Below are 25,380 nucleotides of genomic sequence, written 5' to 3'. Positions count from 1 at the left end.
GTCCGCCCCGATGGCGATCGACGCCCCCTCTTCTCCCTCCGCCCAGCCCTGGTCCGATCGGCTGCGGCACTCGACCATCATCCTGATCGCCGCGGCGCTGGCGCTGTCCGTCGTGGTCTCGCTCGGCGAATTGTCGGCGCTGCACGCTGCAATCGTGTTCCTCTGCATCGCGGCGGCTGCCTTGATCCCGTGGCGGCTGCACGATCCCGCCACCTCCCGCGACGACGTCAGACGCATCAACCCGGTCGAGAGCGCGGCGGTGGCCGCGGTGGTCGCCGGCATGCCGGACCCGGCGGTGCTGCTCGACCGGGCCGGCCGCGTCATCCACCTCAACGCCGCCGCCGCCCAGCTCGCGCCGGCGCTGCGCAAGAACGAGCTCGCCCAGTTCGCGCTGCGCTCGCCGGAGATCATCACCGCGCTGCGCGAGGCCATCGCAACCACCGAGCCGCGGCGCGCGACCTATCTCGATCATGTTCCGGTCGATCGCTGGATGGAGCTGATCATCACGCCGGTGCCGGTGCCGACCAGCTTCGGCGGCGCCGACAAATGCATGCTGATGACCTTCCACGACCAGACGCCGCTGCGCCGGGTCGAGGAGATGCGCGCCGACTTCGTCGCCAATGCCAGCCACGAGCTGCGCACGCCGCTGGCGGCGCTGTCGGGCTTCATCGATACGCTACAGGGCCAGGCCAAGGACGATCCCAAGGCGCGCGAGCGCTTTCTCGGCATCATGCACAACCAGGCCACGCGCATGGCGCGCCTGATCGACGATCTCTTGTCGCTGTCGCGGGTCGAGCTGTCGGCCCATGTCCGGCCCGACACCCTGGTCGATCTCGTCCCGATCATCCGCCAGGTCGCCGACGGGCTCGAGCCGCTGGCGCGCGAGCGTCAGGTCGAGGTGGACATCCACCTGCCGGAGCCGCCGGTGATGATCGCGGGGGACCGCGAGGAGCTGCTCCGCCTGTTCGAGAACCTGATCGAGAACGCGCTCAAATACGGCGCCTCCGGCGGGCGCGTCATCGTGTCGCTGACCTCGAGCGCCGCCGCTGACGGAACTCAGGAAATGCGGGTCATGGTCCGCGATTTCGGCCCGGGCATCGCGCCGGAGCACCTGCCGCGGCTGACCGAGCGCTTCTATCGGGTCGACGTCGGCGACAGCCGCTCGCAAGGCGGCACCGGGCTCGGGTTATCGTTGGTGAAACATATCCTTAACCGTCATCGCGGCCGCCTTTTGATCGAAAGCGTGCCCAGGCAGGGCGCCACCTTCACCGCCTGTTTTCCCCAGATCAAGACTCCGGCTTGATCGGAAACGCAAGCAATTTCAATTGCTTGGTGTCGTCATCCAACTGTCACGAAACCTTCGTAAAAGCACAGCCGACCGCCCCTAAAGCGGCGGCGCGGGGAGCGCGATCGGGCGCGGATGGCGCTTCGCTCCCCTGTATGGAGACCAGCATGAATTTCCTCAAAACCATGGTCGCTGCCGGCTTGGTCGCCGCATCGACGACGGTAGCCTTTGCGGCCGACATCACCGGTGCCGGCGCGACGTTCCCGTTCCCGATCTATTCGAAGTGGGCTGACGCCTACAAAAAGGAGACCGGCAACGGTCTGAACTACCAGTCGATCGGCTCGGGTGGTGGCATCAAGCAGATCCAGGCCAAGACCGTGACCTTCGGCGCCACCGACGCGCCGCTCAAGGCCGAGCAGCTCGAGAAGGACGGCCTCGTCCAGTGGCCGATGGTGATGGGTGCCATCGTCCCCGTCGTCAATATCGAGGGCGTGAAGCCGGGCGAGCTGGTTTTCGACGGCGAGACCCTGGCCAACATCTATCTCGGCAAGATCACCAAGTGGGACGATGCCGCGATCAAGAAGCTCAATCCCAACGCGAAGCTGCCGTCAGAGGCCATCACCGTGGTCCGTCGTTCGGACGGCTCGGGCACCACCTTCAACTTCACCAACTATCTCTCCAAGGCCAGCGCGGACTGGAAGAGCAAGGTCGGCGAGGGCACCGCGGTCGAGTGGCCGGTCGGCGTCGGCGCCAAGGGCAACGAAGGCGTGTCGGGCAACATCAGCCAGACCAAGAACTCGATCGGCTATGTCGAATACGCCTATGCCAAGCAGAACAAGCTCACCCACACCGGTCTCGTCAACAAGGCCGGCAAGCCGGTGCAGCCGACCGTCGAGGCCTTCCAGGCGGCCGCCTCCAACGCCGATTGGTCCAAGGCTCCCGGCTATTACGTCATCCTGACCGAGCAGCCCGGCGAGAAGTCCTGGCCGATCACGGCGGCGACCTTCATCCTGATGCACAAGTCCGCCACCGACAAGGCGGCCGCGCAGGAAGCGATCAAGTTCTTCCGCTGGGCCTTCAAGAACGGCGGCAAGATGGCCGAGGAGCTCGACTACATTCCGATGCCGGACAGCGTCGTCCAGCAGATCGAGAAGACCTGGGCTGCCGAGATCAAGAGCTAAGGCGCTATATGTGTCCCGGACACGGTTCCGGGACGCTGCAAGATCTCCGCTCCGGATCGGCCTCCTGCCGCATCCGGAGCGCGCCACCAACAACAAGCGTACATAAAACGAGTATAGGGGATCGGCGTGGCTGAGATGGCTGTTGAGAGCAATGTGATTGATGCTGCCGGTCCATATGATCGCGCCAAGGCCTTGAGCGCGTTCAAGCTCGGCGACGTCACCTTCTACTGGATCACGCGGTTGTCCGCGATCTCGGTGCTGCTGATCCTCGGCGGCATCATCATCTCGCTGATCGTCGGCGCCTTCCCGGCGATCCAGGAGTTCGGCATCTCCTTCCTGTGGACGCAGCGCTGGGCGCCCTCGGCCGATCCGCCGGTGCTCGGCGCGCTCGGGCCGATCTACGGCACGCTCGTCACCTCCTTCATCGCGATGCTGATCGCCATTCCCGTCGGTCTCGGCATTGCGATCTTCCTCACCGAGCTCTGCCCGCAATGGCTGCGGCGCCCGATCGGCATGGCGGTTGAGCTGCTCGCCGGCATCCCCTCGATCATCTACGGCATGTGGGGCTTCTTCGTGCTCGGCCCGTTCCTGGCCAACACCTTCCAGCCTTTCATGATCAGGGTGTTCGACGGCGTCCCCGTGCTGGGCGCGATCTTCGCAGGGCCCCCGTCCTATCTCAGCCTGTTCAACGCCGCGCTGATCCTCGCCATCATGGTGCTGCCCTTCATCACCTCGATTTCGGTCGACGTGTTCAAGACGGTGCCGCCGGTGCTGAAGGAAGCCGCCTACGGCGTCGGCTGCACCACCTGGGAGGTCGTCCGCAGCGTGGTGATCCCCTACACCCGCGTCGGCATCATCGGCGGCGTCATGCTGGCGCTGGGCCGGGCGCTCGGCGAGACCATGGCGGTGACCTTCATCATCGGCAACTCGTTCCGGATCTCCTCGTCGATCTTCGCGCCGGGCACGACGATTTCGGCGGCGATCGCCTCCGAATTTGCCGAGAGCGACGGCCTGCACCAGTCCGGCCTGATCCTGCTCGGCCTCCTGCTGTTCGTGCTGACGTTCTTCGTGCTCGCTGCCGCCCGTTTGATGCTGCTGCGCCTCGAAACCAAGGCCGGGAAGTGAAGCCATGAACCCGATCTATTCGCGCCGCCGCCGCTGGGACATCGTCATTCGCGGCCTCTGCATCGCAGCCGCCGCCTTCGGCGTCACCTGGCTCGCGCTGATCCTGGTCACGCTGCTCTACAACGGCCTGGCCGGGCTCAACCTCCAGGTCTTCACAGCTGACACGCCGCCGCCCGGATCGACCGAGGGCGGCCTGCGCAACGCCATCGTCGGCTCGTTGATCATGACCGTGATCGGCGTCGGCATCGGCGCGCCGCTCGGCCTGTTCGCCGGCACCTATCTCGCCGAGTACGGCCGCAACGACAAGCTGACCTCGGTGATCCGGTTCATCAACGACATTCTCCTGTCGGCACCCTCGATCATCATCGGCCTCTTCATCTATGGCGCGGTGGTGGTGCCGATGCGCGGCTTCTCGGCGATTGCGGGCGCGCTGGCGCTTGCCGTCATCGTGATCCCGGTCGTCGTGCGCACCACCGAAGACATGCTACTGCTGGTGCCGAATCCGTTGCGCGAAGCTGCCAGCGCGCTCGGCCTGCCGCGCTCGCTGGTGATCAAGCGTATCGCCTATCGTGCCGCGCGCTCCGGCCTCATCACCGGCGTGCTGCTGGCGACCGCCCGCGTCGCCGGCGAGACCGCGCCGCTGTTGTTCACGGCACTATCGAACCAGTTCTTCAGCCTCGGCCTGAACAAGACGATGGCGAACCTGCCTGTCACCATCAACAACTTCGTGCAGAGCCCCTACGAGTATTGGAAGCAACTCGCCTGGAGCGGCGCGCTGTTGATCACCCTGACCGTGCTTGCCCTTAACATTGGCGCGCGCATCCTTGGCGCCGAGAGGACTGCAAAATGAGTGAAATGTCTGTTTCCGTCAGCGCACCGACCGTTCATCCCGGCTCGCAGCCCCTGCCCGAGGCGCCCGCCAAGGTCACGGCGCGCAACCTCAACTTCTACTACGGCGACCACCACGCGCTGAAGAACATCAACCTGGCGCTCGGCACCAACCGCGTCACGGCGTTCATCGGCCCGTCCGGCTGCGGCAAGTCCACCCTGCTGCGCATCTTCAACCGGATGTACGACCTCTATCCGGGCCAGCGCGCCGACGGTCAGCTGTTGCTCGACCATACCAACATCCTCGACCCCAAGCTCGACCTCAACCTGCTCCGCGCCCGGGTCGGCATGGTGTTCCAGAAGCCGACGCCGTTCCCGATGACGATCTACGAGAACATCGCCTTCGGCATTCGTCTCTATGAGAAGATCTCCAAGTCCGAGATGGACGACCGCGTCGAGAAGGCGCTGCGCGGTGGCGCGCTGTGGAACGAGGTCAAGGACAAGCTCAATGCCTCCGGCCTGTCGCTCTCCGGCGGCCAGCAGCAGCGCCTCTGCATCGCCCGCACCGTCGCGGTGCGGCCCGAGGTGATCCTGTTTGACGAGCCCTGCTCGGCGCTCGACCCGATCTCGACCGCCAAGGTCGAGGAGCTGATCCAGGAATTGTCCGAGAACTACACGATCGCGATCGTCACCCACAACATGCAGCAGGCGGCGCGCGTTTCCGACAAGACCGCCTTCATGTATCTCGGCGAGTTGATTGAGTTCGACGACACCAGCAAGATCTTCACGTCGCCGAGCGATCGGCGCACGCAGGATTACATCACCGGCCGGTTCGGCTGAGGAGACGGAACATGGGTTCTGAACATACCGTAAAGGCTTTCGACAGCGACCTTCAGGAGCTCACCCGCCTGGTCGCCGAGATGGGCGGCATCGCCGAGCGCATGATCGTCGATTCCGTCGACGCGCTGATCCGCCGCGACGTCGCGCTCGGCCAGCGCGTCGTCGCCACCGACGTCGAGCTCGACGCGCTGCAGAAGCGCATCGAGGAGCGCGCCGTGCTCACCATCGCCCGCCGCCAGCCGATGGCCGTCGACCTGCGCGAGATCGTCGGCGCGATGCGCGTTGCGACCGATCTCGAGCGCATCGGCGATCTCGCCAAGAACATGGGCAAGCGCGTCGCGGCGCTGGAGACGGATTTCCATCCGCTCAAGCTGTTCCGCGGCCTGGAGCACATGACCGACCTCGTGCAGCAGCAGGTCAAGTCGGTGCTGGACGCCTATGCCGCGCACGACCTGCCGGCGGCGATGGCGGTGTGGAAGGGCGACGAAGAAGTCGACGCCATCTGCACCTCGCTGTTCCGCGAGCTCCTCACCTACATGATGGAGGATCCGCGCAACATCTCGTTCTGCATCCACCTGATGTTCTGTGCCAAGAACATCGAGCGGATCGGCGACCACGCCACCAACATCGCCGAGACCGTGTTCTACATGATCGAGGGCCAGGCGATCACCGACAAGCGGCCGAAGGGCGACATGACGACCTTCGCCACGACGGTGCCGAACACCTGACGACTTAAGGAGCTACGACCACATGGGCGCACGCATTATGGTGGTTGAGGACGAGGAAGCTCTCACCGAGCTTCTTCGCTACAACCTCGAAGGCGACGGCTATGACGTCGAGACGGTGATGCGCGGCGATGACGCCGACACCCGCCTCAAGGAGCACATTCCCGATCTGATCGTGCTCGACTGGATGCTGCCGGGCCTGTCAGGCATCGAGCTGTGCCGGCGGCTTCGGACCCGCCCCGAGACCAAGCAGCTGCCGATCATCATGCTCACCGCGCGCGGCGAGGAGAGCGAACGGGTGCGCGGGCTCGCGACCGGCGCGGATGATTATATCGTCAAGCCGTTCTCGGTGCCGGAGCTGCTTGCGCGCGTGAAGGGCCTGCTCAGGCGTGCGAGTCCCGAGCGCCTCGCCACCGTGCTCGCCTATGGCGATATCGAGCTCGACCGCGACAAGCGCCGCGTGGCGCGCTCGGGCCGGCCGATCGATCTCGGTCCGACCGAATATCGCCTGCTGGAGTTCTTCCTGGAGCATCCCGGCCGCGTGTTCTCGCGCGAGCAGCTGCTCGACAGCGTCTGGGGCCGCGACATCTACATCGACGAGCGCACCGTCGACGTCCATATCGGCCGCCTGCGCAAGCTGCTCAATCTTGGCCGCGAGCAGGACCCGATCCGCACCGTCCGCGGCGCCGGCTACGCGCTGGACGATCGCTTCGCGAAGGCTGAGCAGACGTAAGGCGCCAGCGACAGCTGGTTTGGCGAACTGCGGCGCCGATCTCGGCCGTCATCCCGGGGCGCGCGCAGCGTGAGCCCGGGATCTCAGCGCGAGCGCTTGCGCTCTTCGCGATTAGCCACAGGACGTGGTTTGGCGAAGACTCGGAGTGACCATCTCGCGCAACGATTGCGCCCCGCGGTTATGGATCCCGCATTCGCGGGGATGACACCGAGCGATTGGGAGCCGTCATCGTGTGACGGCTGCAGTCTTGGCGATCAAGCTTGGCGATCAAGCTTGGCGATCAAAGCTTGGCGATCAGGGAATTCCGCAAGCTCACCGCGTGCCCGGTTTCGGTGCTGCGCGACGGCGATCCGCTGCGGGCTGATAGGCCACGCGCGAATGCTGGGCACAATAGGGCAGGCCGGAGAGCGCCTTGCCGCCGCAGAAGAAGAAATCCGGGCTCGAGGGATCGCCGACCGGCCAGTGGCAGGTCGCCTCGTTCAATTCCAGCAGCGACAGCCGCTGGCTCATCGGCACCACGTTGTCGTAGGTAACCGGCTCGGCTTCCAACTCGACCTCGAAGGCCTGCGCCAACGCGGTGTTGCCGCGCGCGACGGGGCGGGTCACCCGCATCATATGCTGCGCGGGCCGTGCCTTGCGCGGCCGCGGCGCTGCCGATGAAGGGCTCTTGGCGCGGCCGGACAGGCCGAGCCGGTGCACCTTGCCGATCACGGCATTGCGGGTCACATTGCCGAGCTCCGCCGCGATCTGGCTGGCCGAAAGTCCGGCCTCCCAGAGCTTCTTCAGCTGCTCGACGCGATCATCGGACCAGGTCAAAACCGTCATTGCACCCTTTCCCTCGCTGCGCGCCTGCCATCCTGGGGCCTTCGCAGCGAATGCTTTAGCCTTGAAAAACCCGTGCCGTCAGAATCCCTTAAGGCTCGCCGGGCGCGCTCAAGACGCCCGAACGTTTACGCCGGTACATGAGGACTTCTGGGATCAGAACTGCTGCACGAGATGTCGTATCTGACAGTCCAAACGCTACAATATGGCGTGACTCCCGCGCAAGAGTCCGCCGACTCGCTTCCACATGTTCCGTGGTGAAAAACCCGCAAAATCGGCACCGCAAGACTACGGAATCAGCGTTTCGCGAGGCTTTCCGGGCGGCATTGACACCCGTCTTGCCAGGCATAAGATAGTGCCACGTGCCGCCCTTAAAAGGCGGCACGTTTCGTTTTCCGGGGCCGGTCGATGGTGCGTCGCGCAATGCATGCCTCACACCGTCCGCAACATTCAAGTGACGTCATGACTAACAGCGCAGCGCCGCATTTGCTCCCCGTTTTCGCCAGGGCCGACCTCGGTTTCGAGCGCGGCGAAGGCTGCTGGCTGATCGCGACCAACGGCGATCGCTATCTCGATTTCACCTCGGGTGTCGCGGTGAATGCGCTCGGCCATGTCCATCCCGCGCTGGTCAAGGCGTTGCAGGAGCAGGCGACCAAGCTCTGGCACATGTCGAACCTGTTCCAGAGCCCTGACGGCGAGAAGCTCGCAAGCCGCCTCTGCAATGAGAGCTTTGCGGACTTCGTGTTCTTCTGCAATTCCGGCGCCGAGGCGCTGGAAGGCGTGATCAAGCTGGTGCGCCACCATCACTTCTCCAAGGGGCATCCGGAACGTTACCGCATGATCACCTTCGAGGGTGCCTTCCATGGCCGCACGCTGGCGACGCTCGCCGCCACCGGCTCTGCGAAATATCTCGAGGGCTTCGGTCCGCCGATGGACGGCTTCGATCAGGTGCCGCACGGCGATCTCGACGCCGTGAAGAAGGCGATCGGTCCGCACACCGCCGGCATTCTCATCGAGCCGATCCAGGGCGAGGGTGGCGTTCGTTCTGCACCTCACGCCTTCCTGAGGGCGCTGCGCGAACTCTGTAACGAGCGCGGCCTGTTGCTCGCCTTCGACGAGGTGCAGACCGGCATGGGCCGCACTGGCGAGCTCTTTGCCTACAAGCGCACCGGCGTCACACCGGACGTGATGTCGCTCGCCAAGGCGCTCGGCGGCGGCTTTCCGATCGGCGCGGTGCTGGCGACCGCGGACGCGGCGGCCGGCATGGGGCCCGGCTCGCACGGCTCGACCTTCGGCGGCAATCCGCTCGCGATCTCGGCTGCCAATGCCATGCTCGACGTCATGCTCAAGCCCGGCTTCTTCGACCACGTGCAGAAGATGTCGCTGCTGCTCAAGCAGAAGCTCGCCTCCGTGATCGATCGTCATCCTGATGTCGTCAGCGAGGTGCGCGGCGAGGGCCTGCTGATCGGTATCAAGGCGGTGGTGCCCTCGGGCGATCTCGTCGCGGCGCTGCGCGCCGAAAAGCTGCTCACCGTCGGGGCCGGCGACAATGTCGTGCGCTTCCTGCCGCCCCTGATCGTCACGGAAGCGGAGATCGAGGACAGCGTCGGCCGGTTAGAGCGCGCCTGCGCTGCGATCTCCTCCAGCCAGACCAAGCGGGCGGCAAGCTGATGAGCACGACGCCCAACAAAGCTCCCAAGCACTTCCTGGACATCAACGAGCTGCCGCTCTCGGAGCTCAAGAGCATGCTCGCCGCCTCTTCGGCGATGAAGGCGAAGCAGAAGGCGCAGCAGCCGGTCAGGCCGCTCGAAGGCAAGACGCTGGCGATGATCTTCGAGCGTCCCTCGACCCGCACCCGCGTCTCGTTCGACGTCGGCATGCGCCAGCTCGGCGGCGAGGCGATCATGCTCACCGGCGCCGAGATGCAGCTCGGCCGCGGCGAGACCATCGCCGACACCGCGCGGGTTCTGTCGCGCTATGTCGACGCCATCATGATCCGCATCCTCAACCATGATGCGCTGCTGGAGCTTGCGGCCAACGCCACCGTGCCCGTCATCAACGGCCTGACGCGGCGTTCGCATCCCTGCCAGGTGATGGCCGACCTCATGACCTATGAGGAACATCGCGGCCCGATCGAGGGCAAGACGGTGGCCTGGACCGGCGACGACAACAACGTGCTGGCGTCCTGGGCCCATGCCGCCGAGCGCTTCAAATTCCAGCTCAATGTCGCAACGCCGCCGGAGCTCGCACCGAAAAAGGCCATGCGCGACTGGATCAAGGCGACGGGCGCGCCGATCGTGCTCGGCACCGATCCGGAAGCCGCCGTGCGCGGCGCCGATTGCGTCGTCACCGACACCTGGGTGTCGATGGGCGACAAGGAGGGCGAGCACCGCCACAACGTGCTCAAGCCCTACCAGGTCAATGCCAAGCTGATGTCGCTGGCGAAGCGAGATGCGCTGTTCATGCATTGCCTGCCGGCCCATCGCGGCGAGGAGGTCACCGACGAGGTGATCGACGGGCCGCAATCGGTCGTGTTCGATGAGGCCGAAAACCGCCTGCACGCGCAGAAGGGCATCTTGGCCTGGTGCTTCGACGCGGTGAAGTAGGCGCGCTGGAAGCCCGGCTGCGGCCTCACACGCAATTGTCGTCCCGGACAAGCGCGCCAAAAGCGCGCGCAGATCCGGGACCCATAACCACAGGAAGTCGTTTGGCGAAGACTCGGAGTTGCCATCTCGCTCGATGACGTGGTCCTGTGGTTATGGGTCCCGGGCTCGCGCGTTGCGCGCCCCGGGACGACACCGAGCTTGCTGTAGCGTTGTGCACCCTCATCGCAGCCGGAACGCGCCCCCTTCCATTTCCGCCCTCCGACCCCAGATAAAGCGCCATGGTTTCCCAGTCTCCTGACATGAACACCGGGCCTGAAGGCCCGGTTCGCGCGCCATCATCGGTTCCGATCGATGACGCCGTGCTGCCTTACGAGGTCGACGCGCTTGACGTGCGCGGGCGCCTGGTGCGGCTTGGCCCCGCGCTCGACGACATCCTCACCAAGCACGATTATCCCGCAGCCGTGGGCAAGCTGCTCGGCGAGGCCATCGTGCTGACGACGCTGCTCGGCTCGACGCTGAAATTCGAGGGCCGCTTCATTCTTCAGGCCCAGACCGACGGTCCGGTGTCGTTCCTGGTGGTCGACTACAAGGCCCCGGACCGCCTGCGCGCCTATGCGCGCTTTGACGCCTCGCGCCTGGGCACGGCCAAGGATTCCGGCACGCTGCTCGGCCGCGGCCATCTCGCCATGACCATCGACCAGGGCCCCGACATGAGCCGTTACCAGGGCCTGGTTGCGCTCGACGGCGGCAGCCTGGAAGACGCCGCCCACGAATATTTCCTGCGCTCCGAGCAGATCCCGACGCGCGTGCGCCTCGCGGTCGGCGAGGAGTGGCGCTCGAGCGACGGCGGCAAGCATCGCTGGCGCGCCGGCGGCATGCTGATGCAATTTCTGCCGAAGGCGCCGGAGCGCGCGCGGCAGGCGGACTTGCATCCCGGCGATGCGCCCGACGGCACCGAGGTGCACAGCGTCGCGGAAGACGATGCCTGGGTCGAGGCACGCTCGCTGATCGAGACGGTCGAAGACGTCGAGCTGATCGATCCCGAGCTCTCCGGCGAGCGGTTGCTCTACCGCCTCTTCCACGAGCGCGGTGTGCGCGTGTTCAATCCGCAGGTGCTCGAGGCGCGGTGCTCCTGCTCGCGCGATGCGGTCGCCGCGATGCTCAAGAGCTTCTCGCACGACGACCGCGCCGCCATGGTCAAGGACGACAAGGTCGTCGTCACCTGCGAGTTCTGCTCGTCGGTGTATCAGTTCACGCCGCACGAGGCGGGCGTCGAGGACGCCTGAGCCTACCCGCGTCGCTGCACTCGCAATGTCGAGTGGAGCAGTGCCACACGCGCGGTGTCATCGCCCGACTTGATCGGGCGATCCAGTACTCCGAGACGATGCTGATCGAAACGAGAGGCCGCGGCGTACTGGATGCCCGGTCCCGTCTCCGCCAAGGCTACGCCGCGGCCACGCGGGTGCTCGGCCCGCCGGAGCTTTAGCGAAGGCGGCAAGCCGGGGCATGACAGTTGTGAGTGTTACGGCGAACTCGCCTCTCTAATTCAACACGCGCTTGTTGTCGGGGCTGTCCAGCGAAAACGTCGGCACATCGATCTCGAAGCGTTCGCCGGTCTCGCTGACCATCTGGTAGCGGCCGGTCATGAAGCCCGAGGCGGTCGAGAGCGGCACGCCGGAGGTGTATTCGAAGCGCTCGCCGGGGGCGAGGATCGGCTGCTCGCCGACCACGCCTTCGCCCTTCACCTCCTGCTGGCGGCCGGAGGCATCGGTGATGATCCAGTGCCGCGTCTTGAGCTGCACGGTCTCCTCGCCCGAATTGGTGATGACGATGGTGTAGGACCAGAAGTAGCGCGAGCGGTCGGCCGACGATTGCTCCGGAACAAAGTTCGGCTCGACGGTCACTTCGATCTGGCGGGTCACGGCGCGGTACATGGCTGTCATCATACCGAAATCCGCCCCGGGAACCAAACCCCCGCGGGCGCCTTGGCGACATCGTCCCGCCAGAATTGGCGGGAAAGCACACCATCGAGGGAGACACCCTGATGTGATCCGGACGCTTTGCGAGACGACAGCCGGACCATTACACTGCTTCAACGTCGCGATTTGCGGAAGGGTTTCCAGGCCCCGATGACCATTGCCGACCAAGTGACGGGATCGACCATCGCAGGAACCGCGGGCGCCAAGCCCGCAGGGACCAAGGCGCGCGCCGCAGCGCCGGCCATCACGCTGCCCGCCATCGGCGAGCGCGAGCTCCGGCTCGATCTGTTCCGCGGCCTCGCGCTGTGGCTGATCTTCATCGACCATCTGCCGCCCAGTCTGCTGACCTGGTTCACGATCCGCAATTACGGCCTCAGCGACGCCACCGAGATCTTCATCTTCATCTCCGGCTACACCGCGGCCTTCGTCTATGGCCGGGCCATGCTGGAGAGCGGCGTTCTCATCGCCACCGCGCGCATCCTGCGCCGGGTCTGGCAGATCTACGTCGCCCACGTCTTCCTGTTCACGATCTTCCTCGCCGAGATCTCCTATGTCGCGACCAGGTTCGAGAACCCGCTCTACACCGAAGAGATGGGCATCATGGACTTCCTCAAGCAGCCCGACGTCGTCATCGTGCAGGCGCTGCTGCTGCGCTTCCGTCCCGTCAACATGGACGTGCTGCCGCTCTACATCGTGCTGATGCTGGCGCTGCCTCTGATCCTGTGGTCGATGAAATGGCGGCCGGACGTCACGCTCGGGCTGTCGGTCCTGCTCTACGCGGTGACCTGGGAGTACGACCTTTACCTGTCGGCCTATCCGAACGGCTTCTGGGCCTTCAATCCGTTCGCCTGGCAATTGCTGTTCGTGTTTGGTGCCTGGTGCGCGCTCGGAGGTGCGCGTCGCATGTCGGGCATCCTGGCCTCGCCCGTGACGATGTGGATCTCGATCGCCTATCTCATCGCGGCGTTCTACGTGACCTTGACCTGGTACGTGCCCCAGCTCTCCCAGTTCATGCCGAAGCAGATCGAACAATGGATGTATCCGATTGACAAGACCGACCTCGACGTGCTGCGCTTCGCGCACTTCCTGGCGCTGGCGGCGCTGACCGTACGCTTCCTGCCCCGCGATTGGCCGGGCTTGAAATCGCGCTGGCTACGACCATTGATTCTATGTGGTCAGCATTCGCTCGAGATCTTCTGCCTCGGCGTCTTCCTGGCCTTTGCCGGCCATTTCGTCCTCGCCGAAATCTCCGGCGGGCCGGTCATGCATGCGTTGATTAGCCTCTCCGGAGTCCTGATCATGTGGGGGGTGGCCTGGGTCATTTCGTGGTACAAGCGTGTGGCTGACAAGAGCGGTGCGAAAACCAAAAACGCCGTCGGCAACGCCGATCTGGCGGGAGGGGGCTGATGAAGGCGAAGGTTCTCCTGAGCCTGGTCCTGCTATGCGGTAACCTCGCCGCGCCCACGGCGCGCGCGGGCGATGCCGCGTCTGCCGCATCCCCTATGCCTGCGGCCTGCGAACTGCCGTCCTATCTGTTGACCAGCGAAAGCCAGCTGCCCAAGGTCGCCGAGGCGATCAAGGCCGGCAAACCGCTCGACATCCTGGTGATCGGCAGCCGCTCGACCACGATTCCCTCGTCGGAGAGCAGCTCCTATCCGGCGCGCATGGAGGCGATCCTCAAGGAGAAACTGCCGCCCTCCGAGCCGGTGCACGTCTCCGTAGAAATACAGAGCAAGAAAACGGCAGAGGAGACCGCGTCCACCTTCGTTAAGCTGATGGAAGCAAAAACGCCTACTTTGGTCATCTGGCAGACCGGGACCGTGGATGCTATCCGATCCATCGATCCCGACGAATTTCGTAGCGCGGTGACCGACGGGGTTGTTGCGTTGCAAAAGGCAGGGGCGGACGTCGTCTTGATGAATTTGCAATATAGCCCGCGCACCGAGACCATGATCTCGGCGCAGCCTTTTCTCGATAATATGCGCGTCGTGGCACAGGAGCACGACATCCCGCTGTTCGATCGTTTCGCGATCATGCGGCAGTGGAATGAACAGGGTCAGTTCGACCTGTTCAACCCGTCCCGCGGGCCTGAGCTGGCGAAGCAGGTCCATGATTGCCTTGGCCGGGCGTTGGCACAGTTCGTGATTGACGCTGCCCATCTGGAGCCGGCCCAGCAGCAAAATTGAGGTGTAGCGTTAATGAGTTCTCTCCGCCCTTTTTGCCTGACGTCATGGCTGGCCGTGCCTGCAACAGCAGTGCTGTTGTTGCTGACGCCCGCCGCGCATGCGCAGACGCCGGCCGCTCAGCCGGCGACCCCCGCACCCTCCCAGTCGCCTGATCCCGCGCCCGCTGCGCCGTCCCAGACCACCGTCGCCGCGAGGTCGCCCGAGCAGCGCGGCGTCACCTCGCGCGCCATCGACAAGGTGAAGGAGGTCGCGAAGTCCGCCGCCGACATCTTCAGCCGGGTGCCCTGCCTGCCGCCGAAGGGCGGCTCCAAGGCGATGGGCTCGCTGCCGCATGTCGCGAGCAAGCTGGCCGCCGGCCAGCCCGTCGTCATCGTCGCGTTCGGCTCCTCGTCGACTCAAGGGTTCGGCGCGAGCTCGCCGGAGTTCAATTACCCCAATCGTCTCGCCGCGCAGCTGCGCCGGCACTATCCGACTGCCGACATCAGCGTCATCAATGCCGGCGTCGGCGGCGAGGACGCCCCCGAGATGATGAAGCGTCTGCAGACGCAGGTGATCGACAGGCATCCGGATCTCGTGATCTGGCAGGTCGGCACCAACGCGGTGCTGCGCAATCTCGATCCTGCCGATACGGCCAAGCTGGTCGAGGACGGCATCAGCCGCATTCAGGCCGCCGGCGGCACCGACATCGTGCTGGTCGATCCGCAATATTCGCCGGCCGTCAACCAGCGCAAGGAGAGCGCCGGCAAGATGATCAAGCTGCTCGGCAACGTCGCCGAGCTCCGCAAGGTCGGCATTTTCCCGCGCTTCGAGGTGATGCGCGACTGGCACGAGAACCAGTCGATCCCGGTCGAGGGCTTCGTCATCGCCGACGGCCTGCACATGAACGATTGGGGCTATGCCTGCTTCGCCCAGTTGCTCGGCGACGACATCATCCGCTCCGTCGGCCAGATCAAGCTCGGTGTGAGCGTGCCCGCCGATGTGAGAACGTACCGGCCGATGTGAGAGGGTGCGTAGGGTGGGTTAGGCGAAGCCGTAACCCACCACTGTCTATCTCCGCGGATGCAGCAGAGGTGGATTACGCCTTCGGCTAATCCACCCTACGAGACCTCGCTTCCCTCACGCCTTCTCCAGCGCCGCGGTGAGATCCTCGATCAGGTCATCCGCGTGCTCCAGCCCTGCCGAGAAGCGGATGAAGCCCTCGCTGATGCCGAGCGCGGCGCGGTCTTCCGGCTTGAGGCGCTGATGCGTCGTGGTCGCCGGATGCGTGACGAGGCTTTTGGCGTCGCCGAGATTGTTGGAGATCTTGGCGAGCTTCAATTCGTTGAGCACACGGAAGGCCGCCGCCTTGCCGCCCTTCACCTCGAAGCCGACCAGCGTCGAGCCGCCGCGCATCTGCTTCTTCACCAGCGCCGCCTGCGGATGATCGGCGCGGCCGGGATAAACCAGCCGCGAGATCTTGGGATGGCTGGCCAGCACCTCGGCGACGCGCGCGGCATTGTCGGTCTGCGCGCGCACGCGCACGCCCAGCGTCTCCAGGCCCTTGAGCAGGACCCAGGCATTGAACGGCGAAATCGACGGGCCGGTCTGGCGCATGAAATTGTGGATGTGCTCGGCGATGAAGGCTTCCGAGGACAGGATGATGCCGCCGAGACAGCGGCCCTGGCCGTCGATGTGCTTGGTCGCAGAGTAGACGACGACGTCGGCGCCGAGCGCGAGCGGGCTCTGCCAGATCGGGGTTGCAAACACGTTGTCGACGACGAGCCGCGCGCCGCCCTTGTGCGCGATCTCGGCAATCGAGGGAATGTCGAGCACGTCCAGCGTCGGGTTGGTCGGGCTCTCCAGGAAGAACGTCTTGGTGTTGGGCCTCAGCGCGCGTTGCCACTGGTCGAGATCGAGCCCGTCGACCAGCGTGGCCTCGATGCCGTAGCGCGGCAACAGGTCCTGGATGACGTAGAGGCAGGAGCCGAACAGCGCACGGGAGGCGACCACGTGATCGCCGGCCTTGAGCGGCGCCAGGATCGCAGTCGTCACCGCCGCCATGCCGGTTGCCGCCGAGCGCGCGGCCTCGGCGCCTTCGAGCTCGATCATGCGGCGCTCGAACATTGCAATCGTCGGGTTGGAATAGCGCGAATAGATGAAGCCGGGATCTTCGCCCTTGAAGCGCGCCTCGCACTCCTCCGCGCTGGCGTAGACATAGCCTTGCGTCAGGAACAGCGCCTCCGAGGTCTCGCCATATTGCGAGCGCAGGGTGCCGGAATGGACCAGGCGGGTTTCGGGGCGATAAGTGGCAGACGACTTCGACATAGGACCCTCTCCGACATGACCGTCGAGGCGAAAACGGTCACAAAAAAACCGGCCTGGATATCTCCACGGGCCGGGATCACAGAGGTCCCCGGCCTGTTTAGCGACTTATTTAACGTGGCTGCAAGCCGGCCGGCTCAAATCACCACGGGATAAGTGATGCTCATATTCCGCAATGCCCTTTCCGTCAAGGCGTCCATCGGATAGCCGTAAAAGACTTGTATTTCCGGCATGTCCGGATGCACTCGACCCCTGATGAGGACCCCCGGTTGACGTTCACGGTCGCCGCCGACGCCAATGGTATCCTGCCCGACCGCATGATCGCGGCGATGGCGGAAGAAGGTCTCATCCTGCCCACCTACGACTTCGTCGAGAGCCAGATCCAGCCGGCGAGCCTCGATCTGCGCCTCGGCGACATCGCCTATCGGGTCCGCGCCAGCTTCCTCCCCGGGCCCGGTGCCACCGTGGCAGAGCGCATCGACGAGCTGAAGCTGCACGAGTTTAGCCTCGCCGACGGCGCGGTGCTCGAGACCAACTGCGTCTACATCGTGCCGCTGCTCGAGAGCCTCGCGCTGCCGCCGGAGATCGTCGCTGCCGCCAATCCGAAGAGCTCGACCGGCCGGCTCGACGTCTTCACCCGCGTCATCGCCGACGGCACCCGCCGCTTCGATATGATCGGCGCCGGCTATCACGGCCCGCTCTATGCCGAGATCAGCCCGAAGACGTTTCCGGTGCTGGTGCGCGAGGGCTCGCGTCTCAGCCAGGTGCGCTTCCGCACCGGCGATGCCATCCTCAATGCCGACGAGCTCGATGCGCTGCACGCCAGCGAGCGTCTCGTCGACATCGACGATGCCGATCTCTCGGGCGGCGTTGCCGTCTCGGTCGATCTCTCCGGCGAGAAGGCGAGCGGCTTCGTCGGCTATCGCGCCAAGCGCCACACCGGCGTCGTCGATGTCGACCGCCGCGCCGGCTACGCGGTGGAGGATTTCTGGGAGCCGATCTCGGCGCGCCCCGACGGCAGCCTGATCCTCGACCCCGGCGAGTTCTATATCCTCGCCTCCAAGGAAGCGGTGCAGGTGCCGCCCGACTACGCCGCTGAGATGGTGCCGTTCGACCCCCTGGTCGGCGAATTCCGCGTGCACTATGCCGGCTTTTTCGATCCCGGCTTCGGCTATGCCGGCGCTGGCGGGCTGGGATCGCGCGCCGTGCTGGAGGTGCGCTCGCGCGAGGTGCCGTTCATCCTCGAGCACGGCCAGATCGTCGGCCGCCTCGTCTACGAGAAGATGCTGGCCCGCCCCGACGCGATGTACGGCCAGCGCATCGGCTCGAATTACCAGGCGCAAGGCCTGAAGCTCAGCAAGCATTTCAGGGTGTAGTGCCAACCTCACCCACCGCTGTCATTCCCCGCGGAGGCGGGGAATCCAGTACGCCGCGGCCTCTCGATTCAAGCATGACCATCTCGGAGTACTGGATCGCCCGCCTTCGCGGGCGATAACACCGAGAGCGCGTCCGGTTGCGTCACCCGATCCGCGATGACACACTCCCGCAAAACAACAAGCCGGGAGCGAACATGACTATCGCACCAGACCTCGCGCAGCACGCGCAATGGAAGCGCTGGCGCGCCGTCGCCGATCTCTATCACGCTTACTTCACCGGGCTGATCCTCACCGTCGTCACGCGCCGCGGCACGGCGGATGCCGCAGAATTCGTCTTCCGCGTGTTTCGTCGCCAGCAGCAGGAGCGTTTCCTGCCGGGGCTCAGCAAGCTCGGGATCGACCATCTGCCGCCGGCGGTCGCGGCTGCGCAATACCACTATCTCTCCAACTGGATCGGCGGCGTTCATGTCGAATACATGTACGAGAGCGACACCAAGGCTTGGATCCGCTATCCGCCGCCGCGCTGGATCTGGAAGGGCACTGCGATCTGTGGCGTGCCGGGCGAAGTCTCACGCGCCATGCTGCGCGGCTGGCACGCCAACAATGGCGCAGCCCTCGGCGATCTCAGGCTCGGCTTCGTCTGCACCAAGCAGAGCGTCGACGGCCAGGACGGGCTCGAAGGCTATTATCATCAATACGACCATCCGCTCGAGCTCGACCAGCGCCTCGTATTCGCGCGGCACCTGGAAGCGCCTTTGTTCGATGCGAAGACGGCGCCCGCCTTGCCGGTCGCGAGCTGGCCAAGACCGCGGCTGGAAAAGGCCTATCGCAATTACGCGATGGAATATGTCCGCACCGCCGCGCCCGTGATGGTGCAGCTGTTCGGCCCGGAGGATGCCGGCTATCTGCTGCACCTCACCGGCAAGCTGATCGGCATGCAATATTTCGACGAGGTCGCCGCGGCGCTGGCGACGACCCGCGGCGGCGCGCGAGAATTCGCATCGTTCCTGAGCGCGTTGCTCGCCGCGCAGGATGATGCAGCCGAGACGGCTCAATCGGAAGACACCTTCGAGATCCGGCAGCAGAGCTGGAAGCTGATGGACGACGTCGCCGACACTCACCGCGCCTGCGCCAAGCTGCTGGAGGGATTGTTCGAGGGTCTCGCTGCAGGTTGCGGCCGGCATATCGGCGTGCAGATGCGCGCCGCTCCGGGCGGCCGTCCGCCGCTGGTCTGGACGATCGGTTAGGCGACGGCCGCAGCGGGCTTCACCTCGCCCCGCTTGCAGGGAGAGGTCGGATTGCATCGAAGATGCAATCCGGGGTGAGGGGGAGTCTCCGCGAGTCCAACTCTCGCCGTCTTCGCGGATAGAGCCCCTCACCCCGACGCTCTCAGCGCGAGCAAAGCTCGTCGCGGCCCCGTAAGAACGGAGAGAGGGAGAAGAACGAATTCCACCGCTTGAAATGCGCTGCCGCAGGGCACGCCTGCATCGGGCGCAGGCAGAATCGGAGCAAGCCGTGCTAACACGCCTCAGCCGCGCCATTCGCGCGAACGACGCCATTGGCACACCAAGTGATTGCTGCGCTGCAAACGGCGCCTGCGCCCGGGAGAGGACATGTCCGACATCGCCGAAATCCCGGTCGATGAGCAAGAGCGCCCGCTGCCGCCGCCTCCGGCGCCGATCAGAAGCGCTCTGACGGATGGGCCGATCCTGCGGACGCTGCTCTCGCTCGCTTGGCCGAACGCGATCGGTCTGTCGGCCGGCATTTGCGTGGTGATCGCCGAGACCTCCTATGTCGGCCGGCTCGGCGTCGAGGCGCTGGCGGCGATGGCGCTGGTGTTTCCGACGATCATTCTGACCATGACGATGTCCGGCGGCGCCATGGGCGGCGCGGTGGCCTCGGCCATCGCGCGTGCGCTCGGCGCCGGCAATCGCGAGCGCGCCGGCACATTGGCCGTGCACGCGATGCTCATCGGCATCAGCTTCGGATTCGTCTTCATGCTGGGCATGTTGATCTTCGGGCCGAGGCTGCTCGAGATGCTCGGCGGCCGCGGCGATGTGTTGACGCATGCGATCGCCTACACGCAGGTGTTCTTCGGCGGCGCCGTGCTGCCCTGGCTGCTTAACACCATGGCGGGCATCTTGCGCGGTACCGGCAACATGAAGCTGCCGTCGTTCCTGATCCTCAACTCCGCGGCCTGGCAGATCGTGCTCGGCGGCACGCTCGGTCTCGGGCTCGGGCCAGTGCCGCAGTTCGGCATGCGCGGCGTCGCCGCTGGCGCGCTGATCGCCTACACTATGAACATCTGCATCATGAGCTGGTACCTGTTCTCCGGCCGCGCGCGGATCACGCTGAAGCTGCGCGGCCTGCGCATCCAATGGGCGATGTTCTTCGACATCCTCAAGGTCGGCGCCATCGCCTGCTTCTCGCCGCTGCAATCGGTGCTGACGATCTCGATCTTCACGCACATGCTGGCGCAGTTCGGCACTGCGATCCTCGCCGGCTACGGCGTCGGCGCGCGGCTCGAATTCCTGCTGACCTCGATCGCATTCTCGTTCGGCATCGCCTGCGTGCCGATGGTCGGGATGGCGATCGGCGCCGGCCGCATCGCGCGGGCCCGGCGCATCGCCTGGACCGCCAGCGTTGCTGCTTTCGTGGCGGTCGGCGTGCCGGCGTGCCTCGTTGCGATCTTCCCCGATCTCTGGGTCAACATGTTCACCGACAGTGTGGCGGTGCGCGCGGCGAGCCATCAATATCTTTCGACGGTCGGGCCGTTCTACGCCTTCTTCGGCCTGGCAACGACGATGTATTTCTCCTCGCAAGGCGCGGCCAAGGTGATCGGGCCCGTGCTGGCGCAGACCGCGCGGCTGATCTACATCGCCGGAATCGGCTGGTGGCTGTCGAGGCACGGCGCCAGCGCGCAGAGCTTCTTCTGGCTCGCCGCGAGCTCGATGGTCGTGCTCGGCCTCTTGTCGTGCTCCAGCGTCGTGCTGACACGCTGGGGACCGCGCGAGACGAAGCCTGCGATCAAGCCGGCGCTTTCGGCTGCGGACTAGCGACGCTTGTGGCGGCGATGGCCGCCGCCGGTATTGGCGAGACGCATCAATTGCGGGATCATCGCCATCATGTTGCTGCCACCGGTGCCGCCGAGCATGCCCATGATGTCGCCGCCGCCCATGCTGCCGATCCCGACCGGCATGGTGCCGCCGCCCATCGGGGTGTAGCCGCCATAGCTCGGTGCACCGAATCCGCCGCCGAAATTGCCGCCGCCCATCAAGCCGCCGAGCCCGCCGCCGTTCTCCATCATGCGGCTCATCATCGGGCCCATGGTCTGCATCAGCATGGCGAAGCGGCGCTTGCCCATCTTCGCCTTCATCATCTCCAGCATCGGCGCCATCTGGGTCATCATGTCCTCGCCGCCGGCTCCTCCGCCGCCGAGGAATTGCGCCTTTGCCGGCACGCTCGAGATTGAAAACAGCAGCAGCACCGCGGCCGCCTGGCAGATCACCTTGTCCGCACCTCTCATTGCATGCTCCTCGCGTGCGTGGCGCCGCCGGGAGAGCGGAGCCGACCGGACGCACGAGGGCATGGTTAGGGCGGTCGAGGACGGGCTTCTGTGAGACAACTCACAGTGAATGATCAGGCCGAAGCGGGCGGAAACGCCTTGTGCATGGCGGCCACCGCCTCCTTGGTTTGCCCCTGAACGTAAGGCGCGAGCTCGTTCGGCAGCATGTCGATGATCCAGACGAGGCGGCAGCTCGCCTCGCCCTCGGCGATGACCTGAACCGAGGCGCTGTAATGCCTCAGCCGCTCGTTGCTGATGGCATAGACCAGGCGCCGCCGCGCATCGTCGCAATCGATCAGCACCTCGCGCGCCACCGAGCCGTTTGCGAAGGTGACGATGCGCGCATCACCGTCGAGCGTGCACGCCGTGACGAAGCCCGGCACCAGCCGCCGATGCAGCGCGCCGAAATCGCGCACGGCGTCCCAGACGTCGCGCGCGGAGGCGGGGAGGGAGACGTCGTTGTGGATGGAGGCCATGATCTCTCCTGGAATGCGTAGGGTGGGCAAAGGCGCGCTCTTCGCGCGCCGTGCCCACCATTCATCGGGCGTTGTCGCGAGCAATTGGTGGGCACGGTACGCTTTGCCCACCCTACGCGATCTCGCAATGACGGAGCGAGTGGCTAGCGCTCACGCGCAAACCGCCTCGACATTGTTACCATCAGGATCGATCAGGAACGCCGCGTAATAGGTCGGGCTGTAATCCCTGCGCGGGCCGGCGCCGCCATTGTCGCGGCCGCCGCTCCTGAGGCCTTCGCTGTGAAATGCCTTGACCGCATCATGATCCCCGGCGCGGAAGGCGATGTGGACGCCATCTGCCTTGCGGCCCTTGTTCAGGTGCAGCCACAGCGCCGGCTCGCCCTTCGGCCCGAAACCGGCATAACCGTCGCCGCTCGAGCACAGGACAAAACCGAGCGGCGCCAGCACCGCGCTGTAGAAGCGCGTGGCGGCGTCGAGGTCGGCAACGCGCAATCCGATGTGGTCGTACATGTTCGTCTCCATTGCGAAGAAGCGTGCCGCGAAGGGCACGCGCCGGAGACGACCCTAGTCAGTTGAGGGCAAGCTGCTCTTGGAGAATCTTGCGCTCCCCCTTCGACGCCTGCCGGAACTTGGTCGGCGACACGCCGGCGGCGCGATGGAAGGTGCGGACGAAATTGGAGAGATCGCCGAAGCCGACGTCATAGGCGATATCGGTGACGGCGATGTCCTCGTCAGCGAGCAGCCGTGCCGCGTGGCGCAGCCGGGAGCGCACCAGATATTGATGCGGGGTGACACCGAGCACGGCCGAGAACAGCCGCAGGAAATGAAACGGGCTCAATCCCGCCTGCTTGGCTGCTTGCTCGAGGTCGAGCTCGGCATGCGAGTTATCGTCGATCCACAGCGCCGCCTCCACCGCGCGGCGGCGGTCGCGTGCGGTGGGAGTGGCCGGCTTGCGCGCTTTGCCCGAGACGGCGTCGACAAAACGGCCGGCCAGGATCTGGCCGATCTCGTCGAGGCCGAGATCGCTGTTGCCTTCTGCTGCCGTCTGGGCCAGCTCGCCCAGCACCATCAGCTCGGGCAGCGGCGGCGTTGCGCCGATCTGCCAGACCTCGCGCCGCCCGCCGAGGGCGTCGACCAGGTCCTCGCTGAAGAAGAAGCCGAGGCAGACGTCGCCGGACACGTGCTCATGCGTGCAGGTGTATTCCTCGGCGGGGGCGCCGATCAGCATCGAGCCCGCCACCAGCTCGAAGAAGCCGGCGCGGCAATGGCAGCCGAAGCTGCCGGAGCGCACATAGGCGATGGAATGGCCGGTGCGGCATTCCGCAAACGGCCTGTCGTCCGGTCCCGCATCGCAGCGAAACTCGGAAGCCGTGATCGAGGGCGTCGTCAGCAACGTGGTGGCGTGCATGCCGCCTATTTAGGTAGGGGCACGGGGCGGAGCAACCGGCAGCAGCACTTCGAACAAGGTCTTGCTGGCGACGGGATGGGCGCCTTCAAGCGCCAGCAGCCGCCGCTTCGAGATCACGCCGCCGTAAGGCGAGAGCCGGTCGGTGTAATTGCCAGCCTCCAGCACCCTGTGGCAGGGCACGATCAGCATGAAGGGATTCTTCGCGATCGCCTGCGCCACGGAATAGGACGCGTCGGAGGCGCCGAGCGCTCGGGCGACCTCGTGATAGGTGCGTGTCTCCCCGCGCGGAATGCTGCAGGTGTACTCGTAGACGCGCCGGTTGAAGCCGGGCACCCCGCCGGCGTCCAGGCTGACCTCGGAAAAATCGGGATCGTGACCCTGCAGCAGGCCCGTGATGCCCTCGATCGCAAGCTCGGCATTCTCGGACGGGCGCTGCTCCCGCGCCTCGGGATGGACCTGGAAAATCTGGCGGCGGGTGTCGATCTCCCGCGCCTCCGGCAATTGCACGGCGACCACGCCGGTGCCGCTCCAGATGATGCCGCAACGGCCGATGGCCGTATCGAATATCGCGTAAGCCCGCCCCACCATGCACACGCCCCACTCAGTGCACGTTTCTCCCCGGAGAAGCGATCATAACACCGCCACAATCCGGCGCACCTGGAATCTTATCAGGACGTTAACAACCGCCCCGCTGGTCGCGCCAAACCGCTTGGCGGCAGGCGCCGTCTCGGCTAATCAAGAGGGGCGCAAAGCGCGCATCGCGGGCGTAGTTCAATGGTAGAACGGCAGCTTCCCAAGCTGCATACGAGGGTTCGATTCCCTTCGCCCGCTCCAGCCCTTAGTTAGGCAGGCTTCTCAGAAACTGGACGATCGCCGCGTTCACCTCCGCCGGCCGCTCCTGCTGCGTCCAATGTCCGCAGCCGGGCAGCATCTTGATGTCGCGCAGCTGCGGCACCCATTGCTTCATGTTGGCGAGATGTTCGGCGGCACCGGGGAAGGCGATGACCATGTCATGGTCGCCGGCGATGAAGAGCGAGGGCACCACCACCTGCATGCCCTCGAATGCTGCCATCAGCTCCCAATTGCGATCGATGTTTCGGTAGTAATTGAGCGGCCCGCGAAAGCCGCTGCGCGCAAATTCGGCAGCGTAGTGGTCGAGCTCGGCGGCACTCAGCCACGACGGAAGCGGCACCGGCACCTTCGGCAGCATGCCGTCCTTTCGGGAGACCATGCCGGCGGCGACCGTCCGCCCTTGACGCTCGGCATTGGCGCGGATCGCGGTCGCCCCTTCGCCGGAGCCGCCGAAGAGCATGGCGCCGAGCGTTGCGCGAGGATCCCGCTCGAACTCCGCTTCGGCGATACCTGGCTCCTGGAAGTACAGCTGATAGAACTGCGCATCCGCCGTCTGCGGCATGACGCTCGTCGGCCGCACGGGACTGCGCGGCCGATACGGTACGCTGAGGATCGCGGCGGCCCGGAAGCGATCGGGCCGCAGGCGCGCCGTGTGCCAAGCGATTGTCGCGCCCCAGTCATGTCCAACGATGACGGCGTCCTTTGCCTCGAACGCGTCGAGCACGCCGACGAGATCGCCGACCATATGGAGGATCGTGTATTGATCGATCGCTCCGGGCCGGTCGCTCTTTCCGTAGCCGCGCATATCCGGTGCGACCGCGTGGTAGCCAGCCGCCGCCAGCGCCTCGAGTTGATGCCGCCAGGAGTACCAGCCTTCCGGAAAGCCATGGCAGAGCAGCACCATAGGCCCGTCGCCCTGCTCGGCGACATTGAGGCTGATGCCGTTGGCTTTGATCCTCCGCTGCGTCGGGCCATCCATTCGTCGCCTCCGATTTTTTGTGGTTGGGGCGCATCCTAATCGGGCGTACGGCCTGCGCAAAATTTCTAATATATTGGACTGCCGCTCCCGGCGTGTGCCTCCGCGCGCGCTAA

At 65.4% G+C, this 25,380-nt stretch carries 25 protein-coding genes, 1 tRNA gene and 1 riboswitch; of the genes, 17 read left to right on the top strand and 9 right to left on the bottom strand.

Going from position 1 to position 25,380, the window contains the following annotated elements; translation table 11 throughout:
- Nucleotides 1–10 precede the first annotated feature (10 nt).
- The 7 genes from I6F31_RS10305 (at nt 11) to phoB (ending at nt 6,717) form a co-directional block, all read left to right on the top strand.
- Nucleotides 11–1,303: an ATP-binding protein gene (locus I6F31_RS10305; RefSeq protein WP_057028454.1), complete on the top strand. Its 1,293-nt coding sequence runs from the start codon at nt 11–13 to the stop codon at nt 1,301–1,303.
- A gap of 149 nt (nt 1,304–1,452) precedes the next feature.
- A complete protein-coding gene (pstS, locus tag I6F31_RS10300; RefSeq protein WP_036001732.1) occupies nt 1,453–2,466 on the top strand; it encodes a phosphate ABC transporter substrate-binding protein PstS in 1,014 nt (337 codons plus the stop codon).
- Between the two features lie 135 nt (nt 2,467–2,601).
- Nucleotides 2,602–3,591, top strand: coding sequence for a phosphate ABC transporter permease subunit PstC (gene pstC, locus I6F31_RS10295; protein WP_036001678.1), 990 nt, complete (start codon nt 2,602–2,604; stop codon nt 3,589–3,591).
- A gap of 4 nt (nt 3,592–3,595) precedes the next feature.
- Nucleotides 3,596–4,441, top strand: a complete 846-nt coding sequence (pstA, locus tag I6F31_RS10290; RefSeq protein WP_036001676.1) for a phosphate ABC transporter permease PstA — start codon at nt 3,596–3,598, stop codon at nt 4,439–4,441.
- Nucleotides 4,438–5,259, top strand: a complete 822-nt coding sequence (gene pstB, locus I6F31_RS10285) for a phosphate ABC transporter ATP-binding protein PstB (protein WP_036001673.1) — start codon at nt 4,438–4,440, stop codon at nt 5,257–5,259. Before pstA ends, pstB begins: the two co-directional genes overlap by 4 nt.
- Before the next feature lie 11 nt (nt 5,260–5,270).
- The gene (gene phoU / locus I6F31_RS10280; RefSeq protein WP_036001670.1) at nt 5,271–5,987 is read left to right on the top strand and encodes a phosphate signaling complex protein PhoU; all 717 of its coding nucleotides are present in this window, start codon (nt 5,271–5,273) and stop codon (nt 5,985–5,987) included.
- 22 nt (nt 5,988–6,009) lie between these two features.
- Nucleotides 6,010–6,717, top strand: a complete 708-nt coding sequence (gene phoB, locus I6F31_RS10275) for a phosphate regulon transcriptional regulator PhoB (RefSeq protein ID WP_008143479.1) — start codon at nt 6,010–6,012, stop codon at nt 6,715–6,717.
- Nucleotides 6,718–7,029: 312 nt separating this feature from the next.
- On the opposite strand, the gene I6F31_RS10270 is transcribed toward phoB, so the two are convergent.
- Nucleotides 7,030–7,542, bottom strand: a complete 513-nt coding sequence (locus tag I6F31_RS10270; protein ID WP_036001664.1) for a GcrA family cell cycle regulator — start codon at nt 7,540–7,542, stop codon at nt 7,030–7,032.
- Between the two features lie 459 nt (nt 7,543–8,001).
- Here I6F31_RS10270 and I6F31_RS10265 point away from each other — a divergent pair, with 459 nt between their 5' ends.
- The 3 genes from I6F31_RS10265 (at nt 8,002) to I6F31_RS10255 (ending at nt 11,431) form a co-directional block, all read left to right on the top strand.
- The gene (locus I6F31_RS10265; RefSeq protein WP_225128474.1) at nt 8,002–9,210 is read left to right on the top strand and encodes an aspartate aminotransferase family protein; all 1,209 of its coding nucleotides are present in this window, start codon (nt 8,002–8,004) and stop codon (nt 9,208–9,210) included.
- Entirely contained in the window at nt 9,210–10,145 is a 936-nt protein-coding gene (gene argF / locus I6F31_RS10260; RefSeq protein ID WP_036001658.1) for an ornithine carbamoyltransferase, read from the top strand. Before I6F31_RS10265 ends, argF begins: the two co-directional genes overlap by 1 nt.
- 278 nt (nt 10,146–10,423) lie before the next feature.
- Nucleotides 10,424–11,431 carry an Hsp33 family molecular chaperone gene (locus I6F31_RS10255; protein ID WP_109142180.1) on the top strand — a complete coding sequence of 336 codons (1,008 nt, stop codon included), beginning with the start codon at nt 10,424–10,426 and terminating at the stop codon, nt 11,429–11,431.
- 255 nt (nt 11,432–11,686) lie between these two features.
- Here the strand turns inward: I6F31_RS10255 and apaG are convergent, their stop codons facing one another.
- Nucleotides 11,687–12,079 carry a Co2+/Mg2+ efflux protein ApaG gene (gene apaG, locus I6F31_RS10250; protein WP_024337101.1) on the bottom strand — a complete coding sequence of 131 codons (393 nt, stop codon included), beginning with the start codon at nt 12,077–12,079 and terminating at the stop codon, nt 11,687–11,689.
- Nucleotides 12,080–12,274: 195 nt separating this feature from the next.
- Here apaG and I6F31_RS10245 point away from each other — a divergent pair, with 195 nt between their 5' ends.
- From I6F31_RS10245 to I6F31_RS10235, 3 genes are read left to right on the top strand one after another with little or no spacing between them, the layout of a single operon-like run.
- Nucleotides 12,275–13,531 (top strand): OpgC domain-containing protein, encoded by a 1,257-nt coding sequence (locus I6F31_RS10245; RefSeq protein WP_035996371.1) that lies wholly within the window; start codon nt 12,275–12,277, stop codon nt 13,529–13,531.
- Nucleotides 13,531–14,310 carry a lipolytic enzyme gene (locus I6F31_RS10240; RefSeq protein WP_036020422.1) on the top strand — a complete coding sequence of 260 codons (780 nt, stop codon included), beginning with the start codon at nt 13,531–13,533 and terminating at the stop codon, nt 14,308–14,310. The genes I6F31_RS10245 and I6F31_RS10240 overlap by 1 nt, the downstream gene beginning before the upstream one ends.
- Before the next feature lie 12 nt (nt 14,311–14,322).
- On the top strand, nt 14,323–15,312 hold the full coding sequence (locus I6F31_RS10235; protein WP_225128477.1) for an SGNH/GDSL hydrolase family protein: 990 nt from the start codon (nt 14,323–14,325) through the stop codon (nt 15,310–15,312).
- 114 nt (nt 15,313–15,426) lie between these two features.
- Here the strand turns inward: I6F31_RS10235 and I6F31_RS10230 are convergent, their stop codons facing one another.
- Nucleotides 15,427–16,614: an O-succinylhomoserine sulfhydrylase gene (locus I6F31_RS10230; protein WP_035996376.1), complete on the bottom strand. Its 1,188-nt coding sequence runs from the start codon at nt 16,612–16,614 to the stop codon at nt 15,427–15,429.
- Between the two features lie 76 nt (nt 16,615–16,690).
- Nucleotides 16,691–16,770: riboswitch (SAM riboswitch) on the bottom strand.
- A 110-nt stretch (nt 16,771–16,880) separates the two neighbouring features.
- Here I6F31_RS10230 and I6F31_RS10225 point away from each other — a divergent pair.
- From I6F31_RS10225 to I6F31_RS10215, 3 genes are all read left to right on the top strand, one after another.
- Nucleotides 16,881–17,987, top strand: coding sequence for a 2'-deoxycytidine 5'-triphosphate deaminase (locus tag I6F31_RS10225; protein WP_225128481.1), 1,107 nt, complete (start codon nt 16,881–16,883; stop codon nt 17,985–17,987).
- Between the two features lie 194 nt (nt 17,988–18,181).
- Entirely contained in the window at nt 18,182–19,234 is a 1,053-nt protein-coding gene (locus I6F31_RS10220; protein WP_225175115.1) for a hypothetical protein, read from the top strand.
- Between the two features lie 366 nt (nt 19,235–19,600).
- Nucleotides 19,601–21,043 (top strand): MATE family efflux transporter, encoded by a 1,443-nt coding sequence (locus I6F31_RS10215; RefSeq protein WP_225175114.1) that lies wholly within the window; start codon nt 19,601–19,603, stop codon nt 21,041–21,043.
- On the opposite strand, the gene I6F31_RS10210 is transcribed toward I6F31_RS10215, so the two are convergent.
- The 5 genes from I6F31_RS10210 to I6F31_RS10190 form a co-directional block, all read right to left on the bottom strand.
- Nucleotides 21,040–21,513: a hypothetical protein gene (locus I6F31_RS10210; RefSeq protein WP_225175113.1), complete on the bottom strand. Its 474-nt coding sequence runs from the start codon at nt 21,511–21,513 to the stop codon at nt 21,040–21,042. The genes I6F31_RS10215 and I6F31_RS10210 overlap by 4 nt on opposite strands.
- A 113-nt stretch (nt 21,514–21,626) precedes the next feature.
- The gene (locus I6F31_RS10205; RefSeq protein ID WP_225147445.1) at nt 21,627–22,028 is read right to left on the bottom strand and encodes an SRPBCC family protein; all 402 of its coding nucleotides are present in this window, start codon (nt 22,026–22,028) and stop codon (nt 21,627–21,629) included.
- Between the two features lie 150 nt (nt 22,029–22,178).
- A complete protein-coding gene (locus I6F31_RS10200) occupies nt 22,179–22,538 on the bottom strand; it encodes a VOC family protein (protein WP_225140686.1) in 360 nt (119 codons plus the stop codon).
- A gap of 58 nt (nt 22,539–22,596) precedes the next feature.
- The gene (locus I6F31_RS10195) at nt 22,597–23,436 is read right to left on the bottom strand and encodes a helix-turn-helix domain-containing protein (RefSeq protein ID WP_225185339.1); all 840 of its coding nucleotides are present in this window, start codon (nt 23,434–23,436) and stop codon (nt 22,597–22,599) included.
- Nucleotides 23,437–23,445: 9 nt separating this feature from the next.
- Nucleotides 23,446–24,024, bottom strand: a complete 579-nt coding sequence (locus I6F31_RS10190; protein ID WP_225147444.1) for a methylated-DNA--[protein]-cysteine S-methyltransferase — start codon at nt 24,022–24,024, stop codon at nt 23,446–23,448.
- A gap of 172 nt (nt 24,025–24,196) precedes the next feature.
- Here I6F31_RS10190 and I6F31_RS10185 point away from each other — a divergent pair.
- A tRNA-Gly gene (locus I6F31_RS10185) sits at nt 24,197–24,270 on the top strand.
- Between the two features lie 4 nt (nt 24,271–24,274).
- Here the strand turns inward: I6F31_RS10185 and I6F31_RS10180 are convergent.
- Nucleotides 24,275–25,267 carry an alpha/beta hydrolase gene (locus I6F31_RS10180; RefSeq protein ID WP_225147443.1) on the bottom strand — a complete coding sequence of 331 codons (993 nt, stop codon included), beginning with the start codon at nt 25,265–25,267 and terminating at the stop codon, nt 24,275–24,277.
- Nucleotides 25,268–25,380 lie beyond the last annotated feature (113 nt).

It is taken from the genome of Bradyrhizobium sp. NBAIM01, from assembly GCF_020194115.1.
Classification (GTDB): Bacteria; Pseudomonadota; Alphaproteobacteria; order Rhizobiales; family Xanthobacteraceae; genus Bradyrhizobium; species Bradyrhizobium yuanmingense.
Note: the sequence above shows the minus strand (reverse complement) of the source record. Positions and strands in the feature narration are given on the sequence as shown.